At 39.2% G+C, this 16634-nt stretch carries 18 protein-coding genes; 14 read left to right on the forward strand and 4 right to left on the reverse strand.

Translation table 11 applies throughout. From position 1 onward, the window contains the following. Positions 1 to 35: 35 nt before the first annotated feature. The 4 genes from BUB91_RS00180 to BUB91_RS00195 form a co-directional block, all read right to left on the reverse strand. A complete protein-coding gene (locus BUB91_RS00180; protein ID WP_073095622.1) occupies positions 36 to 1400 on the reverse strand; it encodes an MATE family efflux transporter in 1365 nt (454 codons plus the stop codon). A gap of 50 nt (positions 1401 to 1450) precedes the next feature. Next, positions 1451 to 2491: a ferrochelatase gene (gene hemH, locus BUB91_RS00185; protein WP_073095624.1), complete on the reverse strand. Its 1041-nt coding sequence runs from the start codon at positions 2489 to 2491 to the stop codon at positions 1451 to 1453. 101 nt (positions 2492 to 2592) lie between these two features. After that, a complete protein-coding gene (locus BUB91_RS00190) occupies positions 2593 to 3327 on the reverse strand; it encodes a ThuA domain-containing protein (protein WP_073095626.1) in 735 nt (244 codons plus the stop codon). 2 nt (positions 3328 to 3329) lie between these two features. Further along, positions 3330 to 4217: a helix-turn-helix transcriptional regulator gene (locus BUB91_RS00195; protein WP_073095628.1), complete on the reverse strand. Its 888-nt coding sequence runs from the start codon at positions 4215 to 4217 to the stop codon at positions 3330 to 3332. 191 nt (positions 4218 to 4408) lie between these two features. On the opposite strand from BUB91_RS00195, the gene hemA reads away from it, so the two are divergent. The 14 genes from hemA to BUB91_RS00265 all read left to right on the forward strand — a co-directional run bounded on the left by hemA (position 4409) and on the right by BUB91_RS00265 (position 16607). After that, complete coding sequence (gene hemA, locus BUB91_RS00200; RefSeq protein WP_073095630.1) at positions 4409 to 5674, forward strand: glutamyl-tRNA reductase; 1266 nt, start codon at positions 4409 to 4411, stop codon at positions 5672 to 5674. Between the two features lie 3 nt (positions 5675 to 5677). Further along, the gene (gene hemC, locus BUB91_RS00205; RefSeq protein ID WP_073095632.1) at positions 5678 to 6595 is read left to right on the forward strand and encodes a hydroxymethylbilane synthase; all 918 of its coding nucleotides are present in this window, start codon (positions 5678 to 5680) and stop codon (positions 6593 to 6595) included. Between the two features lie 19 nt (positions 6596 to 6614). Next, positions 6615 to 7286: a uroporphyrinogen-III synthase gene (locus BUB91_RS00210; protein ID WP_073095634.1), complete on the forward strand. Its 672-nt coding sequence runs from the start codon at positions 6615 to 6617 to the stop codon at positions 7284 to 7286. Positions 7287 to 7321: 35 nt separating this feature from the next. Next, the gene (hemE, locus tag BUB91_RS00215) at positions 7322 to 8353 is read left to right on the forward strand and encodes a uroporphyrinogen decarboxylase (RefSeq protein ID WP_073095636.1); all 1032 of its coding nucleotides are present in this window, start codon (positions 7322 to 7324) and stop codon (positions 8351 to 8353) included. After that, the gene (locus BUB91_RS00220) at positions 8350 to 8841 is read left to right on the forward strand and encodes a DUF6973 domain-containing protein (protein ID WP_073095638.1); all 492 of its coding nucleotides are present in this window, start codon (positions 8350 to 8352) and stop codon (positions 8839 to 8841) included. The genes hemE and BUB91_RS00220 overlap by 4 nt, the downstream gene beginning before the upstream one ends. Beyond that, positions 8838 to 9581 (forward strand): EI24 domain-containing protein, encoded by a 744-nt coding sequence (locus BUB91_RS00225; protein WP_073095640.1) that lies wholly within the window; start codon positions 8838 to 8840, stop codon positions 9579 to 9581. Before BUB91_RS00220 ends, BUB91_RS00225 begins: the two co-directional genes overlap by 4 nt. Further along, complete coding sequence (locus BUB91_RS00230; protein WP_073095642.1) at positions 9574 to 10104, forward strand: GNAT family N-acetyltransferase; 531 nt, start codon at positions 9574 to 9576, stop codon at positions 10102 to 10104. The genes BUB91_RS00225 and BUB91_RS00230 overlap by 8 nt, the downstream gene beginning before the upstream one ends. A gap of 7 nt (positions 10105 to 10111) precedes the next feature. Further along, entirely contained in the window at positions 10112 to 11014 is a 903-nt protein-coding gene (hemF, locus tag BUB91_RS00235) for an oxygen-dependent coproporphyrinogen oxidase (protein ID WP_073095644.1), read from the forward strand. A 30-nt stretch (positions 11015 to 11044) separates the two neighbouring features. Further along, the gene (gene hemB / locus BUB91_RS00240; RefSeq protein WP_073095646.1) at positions 11045 to 12034 is read left to right on the forward strand and encodes a porphobilinogen synthase; all 990 of its coding nucleotides are present in this window, start codon (positions 11045 to 11047) and stop codon (positions 12032 to 12034) included. A gap of 36 nt (positions 12035 to 12070) precedes the next feature. Continuing rightward, entirely contained in the window at positions 12071 to 12547 is a 477-nt protein-coding gene (locus BUB91_RS00245) for a DinB family protein (RefSeq protein ID WP_241652685.1), read from the forward strand. A gap of 507 nt (positions 12548 to 13054) precedes the next feature. After that, a complete protein-coding gene (locus BUB91_RS00250; RefSeq protein ID WP_073095648.1) occupies positions 13055 to 14233 on the forward strand; it encodes a CNNM domain-containing protein in 1179 nt (392 codons plus the stop codon). Continuing rightward, positions 14230 to 14703 carry a methylated-DNA--[protein]-cysteine S-methyltransferase gene (locus tag BUB91_RS00255; protein ID WP_073095650.1) on the forward strand — a complete coding sequence of 158 codons (474 nt, stop codon included), beginning with the start codon at positions 14230 to 14232 and terminating at the stop codon, positions 14701 to 14703. Before BUB91_RS00250 ends, BUB91_RS00255 begins: the two co-directional genes overlap by 4 nt. 48 nt (positions 14704 to 14751) lie before the next feature. Next, complete coding sequence (locus BUB91_RS00260; protein WP_073095652.1) at positions 14752 to 15891, forward strand: serine hydrolase domain-containing protein; 1140 nt, start codon at positions 14752 to 14754, stop codon at positions 15889 to 15891. A 2-nt stretch (positions 15892 to 15893) separates the two neighbouring features. Continuing rightward, entirely contained in the window at positions 15894 to 16607 is a 714-nt protein-coding gene (locus tag BUB91_RS00265; RefSeq protein ID WP_073095654.1) for a 3'-5' exonuclease, read from the forward strand. Positions 16608 to 16634 lie beyond the last annotated feature (27 nt).

Here is a 16634-nt window from a genome sequence, read left to right on the forward strand (position 1 = left end):
GAAAGACTTAGTTAGTAGCTAACTAAGTTAATCAATCAATTCTTTTCTGCAGTCTCCGTTTCTAATTTTAGCCGGGTTTCTCGCCATAAAAAGTATCCTGTAACGATTGTAGATAGCGTATCGGCCAGCGGAAAAGAAATCCATACGCCTAATTCTCCAAAATAATTAGGAAGAATAAGCACCAGCGGAATAAAGAAAAAACCCTGCCTGGTCAAGGTTAATAATAGTGCCGGAGTTGCTTTACCTATCGCCTGATAATACGCTGAACCTATCAACTGAATCCCGATTATCGGTATCGCAGCAAATACCCAACGCATCGCCCAAGGCGTGTCACGCAAAACCGCTTCGTCTTGCGTAAATACCGAAACTATACTTTCTGGAAAGATCATAATCAATGCAAAAATCACAAGCGCTACTCCGCAAGCATAGATGATGGCAAGTTTGATGCTTTCGCGAACGCGTGAATGCTTTTTTGCGCCATAATTGAATCCGGCAATAGGAAGAAAGCCTTGTGTTACGCCAAGAACCGGAAACAGGGCAAACATCAACATTCGGCCAATTATCGCATAAACGGTTACCGAAGCTTCTCCGCCCAACTCAAAAAGAATGTTATTCATCAATAAATAGGTGATGCTTACCACCGCCTGTCGCGCAAGAGTCACAAAACCTAAAGCAGACATTTCTTTGAGAATGGGAAGATCAAGACCAAAATGACTGAAATCTATTTTCAATTCTGAATTGTCACTCAAAAAATACCAAAGCACATAGAAAAAGCAACAGATATACGAAGCCGTGGTTGCCCAGGCCGCTCCTGCCATTCCCATATCCAGAACATTGATAAGCAAGTAATCTAAGATCAAATTCCCCAGTGAAGGAATGATCATCGCTATCATTGCAAACTTGGGTTTTCCTTCTGCTCGAATCACGTTATTGCCCATCATACACAATGCCAATACCGGTACACCATACAACACAATACGGTAATAGATTTTAGCCGGCTCGAAGATGTCTCCCTTTCCGCCAAAAGCAGGAATCAATTGATTGATAAAAACCAATCCTAATACCACCATGCTAACCGTCAGCAATAAGGTTATTGTGATTTGGTTTCCAAAAGTCTTTAAGGCCTTAGCCCGATCATTTGCACCTAAAGCGCGGGAAATAATCGAAGAACCACCTATCCCGATCGCCATACCTAATGCCGCAATAAAAAAGGAAACCGGAAGCACTACATTAATTGCGGCAATGGCAATACTGCTAATCCAGTTACCCACAAAAATAGTGTCTACTAAGATATTGAGCGACATCACCAAAATACCTATTGATGCAGGTAAGGCTTGCTTAATTAATAAGGAGCTGATGGACTCATTGCCTAAAGCTTCAGATTTATTGGATTTTAACAAAGAGGAGTTTTAAAATGAAAATTCCCGCCAAGATACTGACGGGAATTTAATTATGCTATAGCTTTTGATGCTTCTACCAAAGCCCAATCGTTAATCCAGGTTGCGACTACATGTGCCCAGTCATCTCGGTCATTCAAACACGGAATTGTCGTGAATTCTTTACCGCCCATCTCGTGGAAAATCTCTTCCCCTTCCATTGCGATTTCTTCAAGCGTCTCTAAACAATCACTAACAAATGCTGGTGTAACGATCGCAATTTTTTTGGTTCCTTCTTTACCAAAACGCTCTATCGTGCGGTCTGTATAAGGCTGTAACCAAGGATCAAATCCTAAACGAGACTGAAACGAAGTGAAATATTTATCTTTATCTAACCCTAACTTTTCTGCAACCTGCCTGGTCGTCTCATAACACTGATGACGGTAACAAAACTGATGTGCTTGTGAAGGTGTCTGGCAGCAACTGCCGTCTATTTTACAATGGCTTTTTGTAACATCACTTTTTCTAATGTGACGCTCGGGAACTCCGTGATAACTAAAAATCAATTTCTCAAAATCAAGATCTTTAATCTTTTCCTGAATGCTTCGGGAGAGTACCTCAATGTATTCGGGTTTATTATAAAATGCAGGAATATCTGAAAAACGCATATGCGGAAAATGCTCCTTGCGCAAGGCTTCAGCTAAAACCAAAATGGTTTCGGTAGTTGCCATCGCAAACTGTGGATACAACGGAAGGATCAAAACCTCATCTACTCCTTGTGCATTCAGTTCTTCGAGACCTTCTTTTAAAGATGGAGTCCCGTAACGCATTGCCAAAGCAACAGGAACATCTACTTTTTCTGAAACTTTTGCCTGAAGTCTTTCGCTTAAAACGATAAGCGGCGAACCTTCATCCCACCATATTTTTGAATAGGCTTCTGCAGATTTTTTAGGTCTCGTATTCAAGATAATCCCTTTTACCAGCAGCGTACGTGCCCATAGCGGGACATCAATCACGCGCTCGTCCATCAGGAATTCACCTAGATATTTCTTTACGTCTTTGGGATCTGTGCTATTGGGCGAGCCCAGATTGACCATAAGTACTCCTTTTTTCATGCTCTCTTTTTAGATTGTCAAAATTACGACTTATCAATTTTTTAAACAGGAAATACAATAAAGCTTCTTAGAAGTTGTATTGAAGAATTCTATACTTCGTACTATTCCAGTAACCAGCGCATCACACTCTTTAAATGCGCCCTAAAAATGGGATCATCATAGGCTTCCTTAGTATGACCACCACCTGTATAATACATGCGACCACCGTCATAATCCTGATACCAAGCAATAGGGTGATAATCTCCATTAGTACCACCTTCATAAGTAGTTTCATCTAAAAAAAGCGTGGGAATTATTGATTCACTTAGATTGTAATAGTTGTACCATTCATCGGTACGTTTAAAAGTTTTTGGGCACATACTGGTGGTTACGTGAGGCTCGGCTTTAGTAAGACCCACTTCCCGAACATTAGGATTATTAGGATGGCTCTCAAAGTAGCCTCCTATAAACTCACCATACCACGGCCAGTCAAACTCGGTATCCGTGGCCGCATGAATTCCCATAAACGCACCCCCATTTTGAATATACTTTTTAAAAGCTTCTTCTTGATCAGATCCTAAAATATTACCGGTCGTGCTCAAGAAAACAACAAGATCTATATTTTTTAAATTTGAATTATTCATTATTAAAGAATCTTCACTTTGCATCACCTTCCAACCTTGCTCTGCGCCAAACTCTTTTAACGTAGCTACACCTTTCTCTATAGATTGATGTCGCCAACCCATAGTTTTTGTAAATACCAGAACATTTTTAGTTGTTGGTTTAGCAGCACTTTTGGTTGAATTACAACCTGTAAGAAACAGCAAGACTGTCAGAAACAGAATGATTTTTTTCATAATTAGCTAAGAGATTGAATGTATTTTTTAGGTGTCGTACCGTACTGTTTTTTAAATGCAGCAATAAAATGACTTGCTGTGCTATAACCTATTTTCAGCCCTACTTCATTAACATTATGCGAACCGCTAGCAAGTAACTGTCTCCCCACTTCCATCTTATAATCAAAGAGAAAACTATATACCGAATCCCCATAAATCTGTTTAAAACCTTCTTTCAGTTTATTTAAACTCAGGTTAATTTCATCAGCAAGTTCCTGCAAAGAAGGTGGCTCTGCCATACGCGCAATGATGATGTCTTTTGCTTTTTTAATTTTTGCTACATTATCTTCATCTACCAGAAACGGACACTGCTCCACATCAGCTTCAGAAGGACGGTTGAAGTACAAACTGAGCAATTCATAAGCCTTTCCTTTAAAGTAAAGTGCTTTAACCGAAGGATGCAGATTGTAGTTCATCAACTGGTTGAGCACAATCGCCATCGACGGTGAAATCACTCCGTCTTTATAATACTTACGGTCTCGATTTTCATCGCTTAAAAAAGTTATAAAGTCGGCTTCACGAGAAAATAAAGAATGAAATTTTTTAATGGAAATAAATACTGAAATCACCCAACTATCCGGAGCGATTTCAAGATTTATAGGTAAATCCCGTTGCGGATTATAAAGCAATAAAGAATGCTCTTCACTCAACGGAAGCTTATAATTACCTTCATTAAACTGGAATACTGAAGTGCCTTTTGCACAAAAATGAAACTGAATATAACTGCTGTCAACCTCACGGGTTACCAACTGTTTTTCAGCAGTTTCATTATTGAATTTCAGGATAAAAAAACCTTCTTCAATATTGGTTTCACTATACAAACCTATAGCGATATTTTTTAATATTTCCATACGTGGAAAAAAGTGTTTTATTTAGATTTATTCTAAACAAATGTGAAGAATCACATTCAGAATTCCTCACTAAATTAGGCTATTTTCAGCTTTTTGATGTGAAAAACGACATTTTATTCGGTCATCGTTAAAAATCATACCTCTAGCGTTACTTTTTAAACATAACCCGAAATACATTTGCAGCCGAAGTTATGAATACAAACGGCAAACGACATTTTTACCCGGCTTATCCCGGTGATTTTTTCGCCATTGGCTTAAGCTATTTAAAAGCAGATGCTGAGACGCGCGGACATTTTAGTGTTGACAGTACCATTCAAGAGCAAATTTTAAAGCGCGCTCAAGAAGAAGGTATTGAAGGGCTGAGTATCATTTCTACCTGTAACCGTACCGAGTTGTATGGTTTTGCTCAAGAACCTCTGGATCTTATCAAATTATTATGTGAGCATACTCGCGGTACCATCGCAGAATTTGAAGCGGTATCGTACTCCTATAAAAACGAGAAAGCCGTTGAGCATTTATTTAAAGTGGGTACCGGTCTTGACAGTCAGATTTTAGGAGATTTTGAGATCATCAGTCAGTTAAAAAATGGTTTCAAACGCGCTAAAAAGCTCAAACTTGTTAATCCGTTTATGGAGCGACTTGTAAATGCCGTAATTCAGGCGAGTAAGCGCATTAAAAATGAAACCAATATTTCTAGCGGAGCGACTTCTGTGAGTTTTGCTTCGGTTCAATATATTTTATCACGCGTTCCCTTTATTTCAGAAAAGAACATTTTGCTTTTCGGTACCGGAAAAATTGGGCGTAATACCTGTGAGAATTTGGTTAAACACACCAAAAACGATCACATCACGCTCATCAATCGTACTAAGGATAAAGCAGAAAAAATTGCCGGAAAATTCAATCTCATCGTTAAAGATTATGCAGACATTCAGTCTGAAATCGCACAAGCAGATGTGTTAATTGTAGCTACCGGCGCACAAAAACCTACCATTTCTAAAGAACTTTTATATCTTAAAAAACCTCTTCTTATTTTAGATCTGAGTATCCCTAAGAATGTGAGTGAGAATGTAGAAGAAGTTGAAGGCGTAAGTCTGGTTCACCTAGACCAACTTTCAAAAATTACAAACGATACGCTTAACCGTCGCAAAAAGCAGTTACCACAAGCACAGGCAATCATTACTGAAATTCAAGATGAATTTTATGAGTGGTTGACCACACGCCAGTTTGCACCTACCATAAAGGCATTAAAACTAAAACTGGTAGATCTTAAAGACGGTGAGATAGACAACCAACGCAAAAAAATTGCCGGTTTTAATGAAGAACAAGCCGAAATCATCAGCGAGCGTATCATTCAAAAAATTACTACACAGTTTGCAAAACACTTAAAGACTGAAGATATTTCACATACAGAAAGTCTTGATCTTATTCAAAAAGTGTTCAAACTTCAAAATCACTAAGCTTTGGCAAAAACCATACGCATAGGTACCCGTGATAGCGAATTAGCGCTTTGGCAGGCACATACCGTGCAAGATCAACTACAAGCTCTGGGATATAAAACCGAATTGGTTTCGGTAAAATCTACCGGAGATCTTATTCTAGATAAGCCGCTGTACGAACTGGGAATCACCGGGATTTTCACTAAAACTCTTGATGTTGCGATGATTAACGAGACAGTTGATATCGCTGTACATTCTATGAAAGATGTTCCTACTCAACTCCCAAAAGGAATTGTACAAGGCGCTGTTTTGCCGCGTGCTGCTCAAGAAGATATTTTTGTTTTTAAAGATGAAAAAAGCGCTGCAGATTTTAATCAACCGGTAACAATTGCTACCGGAAGCCTGCGTCGCAAAGCGCAATGGCTCAATAAATACGCACATCACAATGTGGTTGATTTACGTGGAAATGTAAATACCCGCTTACAGAAAGTAGCTGATAATAACTGGGCAGGGGCAATTTTTGCAAAGGCCGGTTTAGAACGTATCAACTTAAAACCTGAAAATCACGTCATTCTCGATTGGATGATCCCTGCGCCGGCGCAAGGTGCGATGGTTATAGCTGTTATGGAAAATGATACTTTTTGTAAAGAGGCTTGCGCCCAACTAAACGATGCCAATTCTGAATTGACAACCCGTGTAGAGCGTGAATTTCTTAAAAAATTAGAAGGCGGTTGCACGGCTCCTATAGGTGCTTATGCTGAAATTAAAGACGAACACATTCATTTTCACGGAGCACTTTTTAGCCTTGACGGAACTCAAAAAATAGAGATTGAAGAAACGGTAGCTGTTTCTGAAAGTCAGGATTTTGGAGGCTTGTGTGCTCTAAAAATCTTAGAGGATGGCGGTCGCAAATTGATGGAAGCGATTAAGAAAGAATTGTAAATTTCTCCTCATCCTCAAAATGAAAACAGTTCTTTCCACCAAAAAGCTAACGCCTTCTCAAAAGAATTTGATTCTTGGAGCAGGATTTTCAGTAGTGGAATATGATGCTATAAAAATTGAACCATTAGATTTTGAACTTCCAGAGGCATTAGAAAATCTGATTTTCACGAGTAAGAATGGAGTTGAGGCATTTTTAAAAAAAAGCCATAAAAAGTCCCTTCTCCTTGAAGAGAGGGCTGAGGTTAGGTGTTTTTGCGTAGGTACTAAAACCGAAGCCTTACTTATTAAAAATAGTTTTAGTATGATTAAAACTGCTCAAAATGCATCAGAATTGGGTGATTTCATTTTGAAAAACCATAAAAAAGAACATTTTACGTTTTTTTGTAGTGCAATACGGAGAGACGAATTACCTGAAAAATTGACTGAAAATCAGGTGAGTTTTGAAGAGATTATAGCTTACGAAACTCGATTAAATACTAAAGCATTCAACAGGCAATTTGATGCTATTCTGTTTTTTAGTCCGTCTGGAGTGCAAAGTTTTACTTCAGCAAATACATTAGAAAATACGCTTGCTGTTTGCATTGGTCAAACCACTGCAAACGAAGTACAAAAATATACCGAGCATTTTACCATTGCCAATGCAACCACTGTAGAAAGTGTAATTGCCCGCACGGTAAAAGCATTAATTTAGAAACTCTCGACTGCGCTCGAGATGACACAATAATTATGATTAAGAACGATTTATTTTTAAGAGCATTAAAAGGAGAAACGGTTGAGCGTCCTCCGGTTTGGATGATGCGGCAGGCGGGTCGCTACTTACCTGAATTTCAGGAAATAAAGACCAAGTACGATTTCTTTACGCGCTGCCAAACTCCAGAACTTGCCAGTGAAATCACCGTGCAACCCATCCGTCGTTACGGTATGGATGCTGCGATTTTGTTTAGTGATATTTTAGTGATTCCGCAGGCGATGAATATTGATGTGGAAATGAAGCCGGGAGTTGGGCCTTGGTTACCAGATCCTATTCGTTCTATAGAACAGTTAGACAGCGTGATTGTTCCAGACATCAATGACACCTTGGGTTATGTGATGGATGCGATTAAAATGACCAAAGAAAAACTCAATGACGAAATACCGTTGATTGGTTTTGCCGGTAGTCCGTGGACGATTCTATGTTATTGCGTGCAAGGGCAAGGATCTAAGAATTTTGATATCGCTAAAGAATTTTGCTTTACAAAGCCTGCAGCTGCCCACGCTTTACTTCAGAAAATTACAGACACAACTATTCTGTATTTAAAGGAAAAAGTAAAAGCCGGTGTTAATGCGGTTCAGGTTTTTGACAGTTGGGGCGGTATGCTCTCTCCTGTTGATTATCAAGAGTTCAGTTGGAACTATATTCAGCAAATAATTGATGCTTTAAAAAACGAAATTCCGGTTATTGCTTTTGGAAAAGGCTGCTGGTTTGCACTAGGAGATATGGCAAAAAGTGGTGCTTCGGCATTAGGTGTAGACTGGACGTGCAGTCCGCGTAACGCGCGTTACTTAAGCGGTGGCAACATCACATTACAAGGTAATTTTGATCCTACTCGCTTGTTTTCGCCTCCGGTAGAAATCAAACGTATGGTTACTGAAATGATTGATGCCTTTGGTAAAGACAAATACATTGTAAATCTGGGGCACGGTATTTTGCCAAATATTCCGTTAGAAAATGCAGGAGCATTTATTGAAGCGGTAAAAGAATATAAAGCAGAGCGATGAGTATACGGGCACGTTTAAAATCTATGAGCTTTGCTCAACTTTTTAAGCTTGCCACTCTTTTTATTGCGCATCCCGGTTATGTATTTTTAACAGCTCGTGCTTCAAAAAAAGCGATGCACCTTGCAACTCAAGTTTATGGTAACACTCATCATAAAAGCAATCGCGGCAATGCGTTTAGACACGCGTTATGGACGGTTTTATTAGGACAAGAAGTCTACCGGAAATCTGATAATCTGGAAAAAGCCAAAAACTGGCCAAAACAATTTACCAATCTGCACGAGGAGATATTTGTAAATAACCAGTTAGATCGCGCAATGGATTTGCACAATAATAACTTTGGAATTCAAAAACTGAAAGAACTGGTTACATCCACTGAAACAGAGACTCTTGAATTCTTGAAAACCGAAGCCGAAAAAGCTATTCAAATTACACAAGCTGAAGAAACTAAGCAACATCCGTTAAATTTGGTTTATATTTTAGCCCTATGATACAATCTATTTTTAGCGGACTTTCGGCTTATAAAGATTCTATAAGTCTGATGCGTAAACTGCGTTTATGGAAGTTTTTTGCCGTGCCTATGGCTATTAGTTTTTTTACAGCTCTTGGGATTGGGATTACTGCTTACGGACTTTCAGACAACATTGGCCATTTTATTGCACAGCTTTGGATTTGGGAATGGGGAGCGCAAACTGTAGAAACCATAAGCGCAATAGTAGGTGCTCTAATTATTATCGCACTCGGACTCATTGCGTATAAGCACATTATTATGGCGTTCTCTGCGCCTTTTATGAGTCCGGTTTCAGAAAAGATAGAAGCGCATTTTTATTCGGGAGTGCATCAACATCGAGACACCACAAATGCCGGTCAACTCGTTCGCGGGATAAAAATAAACCTACGGAATTTAGCCTGGGAGCTGCTACTAAGCATTCCACTTTTGCTGTTGAGTTTTATTCCCGTTGTAGGTATTATTTCCACTATTTTATTGTTTCTCATTCAGGCATATTATGCCGGTTTTGGAAATATGGATTATACGCTAGAACGCCATTTTCCATACCGTGAAAGCATTAACTTTGTAAAAGCTAATCGCGGATTTGCCATAGGAAACGGAATTGTTTTTATGCTGTTTTTATTGATTCCTGTTGTAGGAATTATTTTGGTTTTGCCCATTTCGGTTACTGCCGCAAGCAAAACAACGCTTGAACTTTTAGAACAACAAACCCATGAGTGAAGAACCAGAATATGAGTTGAGGCTTTTAGAAACCGATGATGCCAAAGCTTTGAATTTTCTATTTAAAGAAAATAAAGACTCCTTTAAGCAATATTTCCCCGAAACCTACAAGCAAACCAAAACCATTAAAGCTTCTAAAGCATTGATTGAAAAAGCTATCGAGCTCGGTGAGGAGAAAAAGACGTTTTACTTTGGCTTGTTTACCACAATTCATCCCGAGTTAGCCGGTTTGGTAATCCTAAAAGAAATAGATCTGAATAATGCCGAAGGTGAAATCGCTTATTGTCTTGCAAAACGCTTTAGAGGTCGTGGTTGGATCTCAGAAGCCGTTGAGCGCATAGCAGATTATGGTTTTGTAAATCATAACATAAACCATTATAAAATCATTACCCACAACAGTAATGAAAAAAGTATTGAGGTCGCACAACGTACCGGTTTTATCTGGCACAGCACCTTAGAAAAAGAATTTAAACCCCTGCGAGGCAAAGCTCAGGATATGGAGCTTTATGTCTTAAAAAAGTAACGTACAAATGAGAGATCAGTTTGTAAACTACATAAAAAATTTACAAAATACTATCACCGCAAAGCTTGAAGCTATTGAAGGTGAGGCAACTTTTAAAGAAGACTTGTGGCAACGTAAAGAAGGCGGAGGCGGTCGCACCCGAGTGCTTGAAAACGGTGCGGTTATCGAGAAAGGCGGCGTAAACATTTCTGAAGTTCACGGTCCGCTTGCCCCGGCGATGCAAAAATATTTTAACGTAGGCGATGTAGATTTTTTTGCCTGCGGATTGAGCTTGGTGATTCACCCTAAAAATCCGTTTGCCCCTACTGTGCACGCAAACTGGCGGTATTTTGAAATGCTCGATAAAGAAGGTAACATCGTAGATTCTTGGTTTGGTGGCGGTCAAGATTTAACACCTTATTATTTGTTTGAAGAAGATGCGGTGCATTTTCATCAAACTTGCAAAACAGCTTGCGATGCCCATGATCCGGAATTCTACCAACAATATAAAATGCGCTGTGACGCGTATTTTCACAACAGTCACCGTGGCGAAGCCCGTGGATTAGGCGGTTTATTTTTTGATTATCTCAAAGCAACAGATGAGCGCTCTATGCAAGACTGGTATAATTTTGTCACACAAGTTGGCGATAGCTTTCTGGGTGCCTATACTCCTATTTTGGATAAACGTAAAGATTTGCCTTACGGCGAAAAAGAACGCAATTGGCAGGAAGTACGCCGCGGTCGCTATGTAGAATTCAATCTTGTACACGATAAAGGGACGCTCTTTGGTCTCAAAACAAATGGAAGGATTGAAAGTATTTTAATGAGCCTCCCTCCCCATGTACAATGGCGTTACGACCACCACCCAGAACCGGGCAGTGCAGAAGCTAAACTGGTCGATGTGTTAGAGAATCCTAGAGATTGGGTTTAACAAATCAAATAAGAATAAAAAATAAGAATTATGTTCCCACTAAGAAGAAATCGCAGATTACGCACCTCTGAAGCTATGCGCTCGCTTGTGCGTGAAACCAGTATATCCCCTAATGATTTTATCGTTCCGCTTTTTGTTGTTGAAGGAAAAGGTGTAAAAGATGAAATCGCGTCGATGCCGGGCTATTACCGCCTTAGTTTAGACAACCTTGTAAAAGAGACGAAGGTACTCTGGAAGATGGGTTTAAAAAGCATTTTGCTTTTTGTTAAAGTTGATGACAAGCTTAAGGACAATGCCGGTACCGAAGCTTTAAATCCAAACGGATTGATGCAGCGTGCGATTAAAACGGTTAAAGATGCCGAGCCGCAAATGGTGGTGATGACCGATGTAGCGCTTGACCCGTTCTCTTCTTTTGGCCACGACGGTATTGTAGGCGGCGGAAAAATCATCAACGATGATTCTAGCGCAGTGCTTGCAGAAATGGGACTTTCGCATGCTAATGCAGGAGCAGATTTTATCGCTCCCAGCGATATGATGGACGGTCGCATTTTTGAAATGCGAACCTTGCTTGAAGATGAAGGTCACCACGATGTAGGTATCATGAGCTATTCGGCTAAATATGCCTCTGCTTTTTACGGTCCGTTTAGAGATGCGTTAGACAGCGCTCCGGTAAATTTAAAAGATGTTCCTAAAGATAAAAAAACGTATCAGATGGATTACGCCAACCGCGACGAAGCCATTAAAGAAACCTTGATGGATATTGAAGAAGGTGCAGACATTGTAATGGTAAAACCCGGATTATGCTATCTAGATATCGTGCGCGATATTAAGAATACGGTAAACGTTCCCGTTTCTGTGTATCAGGTAAGTGGTGAGTATGCAATGATCAAAGCTGCCGCAGAAAAAGGATGGCTCGATCACGATGCAGTTGTTCTGGAGCAAACCTACGCGATCAAACGTGCTGGTGCTGATCTAATCGCTAGTTATTTTGCTAAAGATGTGGTGAAATTAATCTCCTAAATGATGCCCAAATTTCTAATTCTCGTCGTTTTAATTATGGGCATACATAACACTCAAGCTCAAGATGACCTGTATAAAAAAGCCTGGCTAGAGAAATGGCAAAACTCAAAAGATTATTTGATTGCTATTGCTCAAGAAATGCCAGATTCTCTTTATGCTTATAAACCTACAGCGCGGGAAATGAGTTTTGGCGAGCAATTAGAACATATAAATTCTAATATAGAGTGGCTAGCAACAACCTATTTTAACAAACAAGAAGCTGAAGTTAGCAGTCTAGAAAACCCAAAGCAGCGTATTATCATGAATCTTTCAAATTCATTTGATCTCGTTTATAGAACGGTGAATGACTTTCCTAATGAGCGCTTAGCTGAATCTGTAGATTTCTTTGCGGGTGAAAAATCCCGACTTCAGATACTTAATTTACTACACGATCACGTGACGCATCATCGTGGACAACTAATTGTTTATCTAAATCTTAATAGTATTAAGCCTCCTCGGTATACGGGGTGGTAATAGGTTGATTAATTTGATTTCTTAGTCTAAGTTAATGTTAAAAGACATTATTGATAAATACGGTTCATTTTCAGATTCCTGGATCAATTCCGTTGAAACAAGTAAAGAGCCCAGTGAAATCAAAATTTCCATAATCTGCTCAAACCATTTGAATAATTATAAGTACGAAACAATCCATTTGATTTTAAGGAATATCATTTTTTCAAATATTGATCGGTTTTACTTAAAAAACATAATGGCATTAAAGAGGGACTTCTAGAAAGGAAAGGAGATTTTATTTTACTTGATTTTGACCCAATAGATCACTTTGACTACTTAAACGAAAATTCAGATTCATCGTTCATTGTCAACTTTAAGGAAATCGAAGTCGTATTTGTAAAGTATCTTGATTGCTAAACTAAATTTTTGAAAAAGGCTTTATTGTTTTAAAAATAAACTAAGCTTTTCTTAACCCATTGGTTAGACCTTTTGATTTGTTTTATATTTATCACAAATCAAACCTAACCAATGGCTTTACTTATCGCATTTGCGTTTATCTCGATATTTTTCTCATTTCTCTGTTCAATCTTAGAGGCAGTTTTACTGAGTGTTACCCCTAGTTTTATACGAATTAAAACCAAAGAAGGTCATGCTTACGCCAAAACCTTGGCCAATTTTAAAAAAGACATAGACAAGCCTTTAATTGCCATACTTACCTTAAATACGATTGCTCACACCGTAGGTGCTATTTTAGTGGGAGAACAGGCCGGTACTATGGCTGCTGAGTCTGGCTGGGATTTTTCAATTTTAGGACTCAATTTTGTCGCGATTGTTTCTACAATAATGACGCTATTGATTCTTGTGCTTTCCGAGATTATACCAAAGACAATAGGCGCTACTTACTGGAAATCTCTTGGGAATTTCACAGCTAAAGCCCTAACCTTAATTCTCGTCTTTTTAAAATATACCGGTATTCTATGGATCTTGATGCAAGTAACGAAGCTCGTGGGGAAATCTGCGCACGTAAGTACAATGAGCCGTGAAGAATTTATGGCACTTACTGATGCTGCCGAAAAAGAAGGTGTTTTTGAAGATAATGAGACTACAGTAATTAAAAATTTATTAGTCTTTAAATCGGTTATGGCAAAAGATGTGATGACGCCGTTTCCGGTTGTTGTGACCGAAGATCAAAGCACTACTTTAAAAGAATTTCAGAAAGCGCATCCGCATTTAAAATTCTCGAGAATCCCTATTTACGAAGAAAAATCACACAACATCACCGGCTTTATTCTTAAAGATGATGTGCTCGAGGAAATCGTAGAAGAGCATGGTGAAAAAACCCTAGCTGATATTAAACGCGATATTCTGATTGTTGATTCAGACCAACCCATACCACTGCTTTTTGACACTTTTGTAAAGAGTAGAGATCATTTGGCTTTGGTCACAGATGAATTTGGAAACACCATAGGTATCGTAACGATGGAAGACATCATCGAAACCCTTCTGGGACTCGAAATTATGGACGAAAGCGATACTATTGAAGATATGCAGGTTCAAGCTCGTAAAAACTGGGAACGTCGCGCAAAACGTATGGGAATCCCGTTAGAAAAAGCAACTACTCAACGTATAAATGTAGAACTCTCACCTCAACATAATACAGATGTAAAACGGGAAGATATGCCAGACTCTGATAAACCTTCAGAATGAGTGAAGTATTTTTAAAAACTCCCCTCGGAATTTTAAGAATTGAAGGCGATTCAGCCGGACTTGTAGCCGTTGAATTTGTTGATGAAGAGCTTCCGCAAAGCGAAACAATTCCTGATGAATTGTCTGATTCAGTAAATCAAATACGAGAATATTTTGATGGAAAACGCACTACTTTCGATCTTAAATTGAATCCACAGGGTACCGATTTTCAGAAACGTGTTTGGCAAGAATTGGCTCAAATTCCTTTTGGTAAAACCACTTCCTATTTACAAATGGCAAAAAACTTAGGCGATCCTAAAGTCATTCGCGCAGCAGCTTCCGCCAACGGGAAAAACCCTATTTCAATCATCATTCCCTGCCATCGGGTGATTGGCAGTGATAATTCTATGACTGGTTACGCTGGTGGCATTTGGCGCAAAAAATGGTTGCTGGAGCACGAAAGTCCGGTTACGCAACAACGTTTGTTTTAGAATCAATTCAGCATTTAAATTTTTCACCTTTTTGGGTATCTTTAAAGTATGAAAATACTCAAGCGAATTCTATTAAGTCTCGTCAGCCTCATCGCTGTGCTAATACTCGCACTCTATATACTTGACTATGATTATCTGATCAAGGCGGTGCGTACCATTTATTTTACCGGGCATACCACGGCATATTTAGAGGATTATAAAAAGTTTGATAATGCTACAATTTCTAGTGGAACGGCTCAACCTTGGCCCAAAGCAACCCGTTATAATACCTATACACTCAGTGATTCGTTGATGAATATTCATCAAAAATTTGGTTCTATCGCGTATGTGGTTATCAAAAATGACAGCTTGGTTTTTGAGGACTATTACGATGGTTTTAGTCAGGGTTCTAAAAGTAATTCCTTCTCGATGGCAAAAAGCTATGTTTCGGCAATGCTGGGAAAAGCTATTAAAGACGAATATATCAAAAGTCTCGATCAACCGGTTGGAGATTTTATTTCAGAATATTCAACAGGAACAGCTGCAAAAATGACTGTAGGCGATCTCGCTTCCATGGCTAGCGGTCTCAACTGGGATGAGTCGTATTACAGTCTGTTTTCTGTTACAACACGTGCTTATTTTGATGATGATTTGGAGCCTTTAATACTTAATTTAGGAGTGAAAGATGAGTCAGGCACCAGTTACACATATCTCAGCGGCAACACCCAATTATTAGCAATGGTTCTGGAACGTGCGACCAGTAAAAAGTTATCCACATATCTTTCTGAAAGTTTCTGGAAACCACTTGGAGCTAACCAAGATGCGCTTTGGCAGCTAGACAGCGAAGAAGGTGGTCTCGTCAAAGCATATTGCTGCATCGCCTCTAATGCACTTGATTTTGCCCGTCTTGGAAAACTTTACAAGGACTATGGTAAATGGAATGGCACCCAAATTCTAGACTCTACTTTTGTTGCCAAATCGATCACACCACGTTTTGCAGGTGAGCCATACGGTTATGGCTTTTGGCTGAAAGATTTTAAAGGCAAAAAGGTATTTATGATGCGTGGGCATCTTGGGCAATATGTGATGGTGATTCCCGAAGATGATCTCATTGTTGTAAGACTGGGGCATAGTCGCGGTGAGATTAATGAAACCTTTTACCCCGATGAATTAGAAACCTACCTTGAAGAAGCGTATAAAATGAACTGAATATGATCTCCCGACTCCAACTTGAAAACATTCTGTTTCTGGATATTGAAACCGTACCACAATACGAGAATTTTAATGATTTGGATGCAGATTTACAACAGCTGTATGCTGATAAAACCGAATATCAACGTAAAGATGAATTCACTGCTGAGGCATTTTATGATCGTGCCGGTATCTGGGCAGAATTTGGGAAGATCGTGTGTATTTCAGTGGGATATTTTCACCATTCTGGGGAGCAACGCAATTTTAGAACAACCTCTTTTCACGGTTCTGAACAACAACAATTGCTGGATTTCAAGAAGTTACTCGGCGAACACTATAACAAACCACAACACGTGCTTTGTGCGCATAATGGTAAAGAATTTGACTTTCCGTTTATTGCTAGGCGTATGATTGTAAATGGCATTAAGCTTCCGTTTAAGCTGGATCTATTTGGTAAAAAACCCTGGGAAGTACCACATCTGGACACCTTAGAGTTGTGGAAATTTGGCGATTACAAACATTACACTTCTTTAAAACTGCTCACTAAAATTTTAGATATTCCTTCCCCAAAAACAGATATAGATGGCAGTCAGGTACGCGATGTTTTTTATAAAGAAAAAGATCTTAAACGCATCGTAGAATATTGCAAACGCGACGTAGTTGCGGTTGCTCAGATCGTTTTACGCCTACGTAATGAAAAACTTCTGGAGGAATCTGAAGTCACTTCGGTATAGAACAAACAGATATTGTAATTTTAAAGT

Source organism: Leeuwenhoekiella marinoflava DSM 3653 (assembly GCF_900129005.1).
Classification (GTDB): domain Bacteria; phylum Bacteroidota; class Bacteroidia; order Flavobacteriales; family Flavobacteriaceae; genus Leeuwenhoekiella; species Leeuwenhoekiella marinoflava.

Excerpts from the sequence above, each read along its gene's own strand:
- hemH (WP_073095624.1), bottom strand. The coding sequence starts at position 2,491 with ATGAAAAAAGGAGTACTTATGGTCAATCTGGGCTCGCCCAATAGCACA.
- BUB91_RS00190 (WP_073095626.1), bottom strand. The coding sequence starts at position 3,327 with ATGAAAAAAATCATTCTGTTTCTGACAGTCTTGCTGTTTCTTACAGGT.
- BUB91_RS00195 (WP_073095628.1), bottom strand. The coding sequence starts at position 4,217 with ATGGAAATATTAAAAAATATCGCTATAGGTTTGTATAGTGAAACCAAT.
- hemA (WP_073095630.1), top strand. The coding sequence starts at position 4,409 with ATGAATACAAACGGCAAACGACATTTTTACCCGGCTTATCCCGGTGAT.
- BUB91_RS00210 (WP_073095634.1), top strand. The coding sequence starts at position 6,615 with ATGAAAACAGTTCTTTCCACCAAAAAGCTAACGCCTTCTCAAAAGAAT.
- hemE (WP_073095636.1), top strand. The coding sequence starts at position 7,322 with ATGATTAAGAACGATTTATTTTTAAGAGCATTAAAAGGAGAAACGGTT.
- BUB91_RS00220 (WP_073095638.1), top strand. The coding sequence starts at position 8,350 with ATGAGTATACGGGCACGTTTAAAATCTATGAGCTTTGCTCAACTTTTT.
- BUB91_RS00225 (WP_073095640.1), top strand. The coding sequence starts at position 8,838 with ATGATACAATCTATTTTTAGCGGACTTTCGGCTTATAAAGATTCTATA.
- BUB91_RS00230 (WP_073095642.1), top strand. The coding sequence starts at position 9,574 with ATGAGTGAAGAACCAGAATATGAGTTGAGGCTTTTAGAAACCGATGAT.
- hemF (WP_073095644.1), top strand. The coding sequence starts at position 10,112 with ATGAGAGATCAGTTTGTAAACTACATAAAAAATTTACAAAATACTATC.
- hemB (WP_073095646.1), top strand. The coding sequence starts at position 11,045 with ATGTTCCCACTAAGAAGAAATCGCAGATTACGCACCTCTGAAGCTATG.
- BUB91_RS00245 (WP_241652685.1), top strand. The coding sequence starts at position 12,071 with ATGGGCATACATAACACTCAAGCTCAAGATGACCTGTATAAAAAAGCC.
- BUB91_RS00250 (WP_073095648.1), top strand. The coding sequence starts at position 13,055 with ATGGCTTTACTTATCGCATTTGCGTTTATCTCGATATTTTTCTCATTT.
- BUB91_RS00255 (WP_073095650.1), top strand. The coding sequence starts at position 14,230 with ATGAGTGAAGTATTTTTAAAAACTCCCCTCGGAATTTTAAGAATTGAA.
- BUB91_RS00260 (WP_073095652.1), top strand. The coding sequence starts at position 14,752 with ATGAAAATACTCAAGCGAATTCTATTAAGTCTCGTCAGCCTCATCGCT.
- BUB91_RS00265 (WP_073095654.1), top strand. The coding sequence starts at position 15,894 with ATGATCTCCCGACTCCAACTTGAAAACATTCTGTTTCTGGATATTGAA.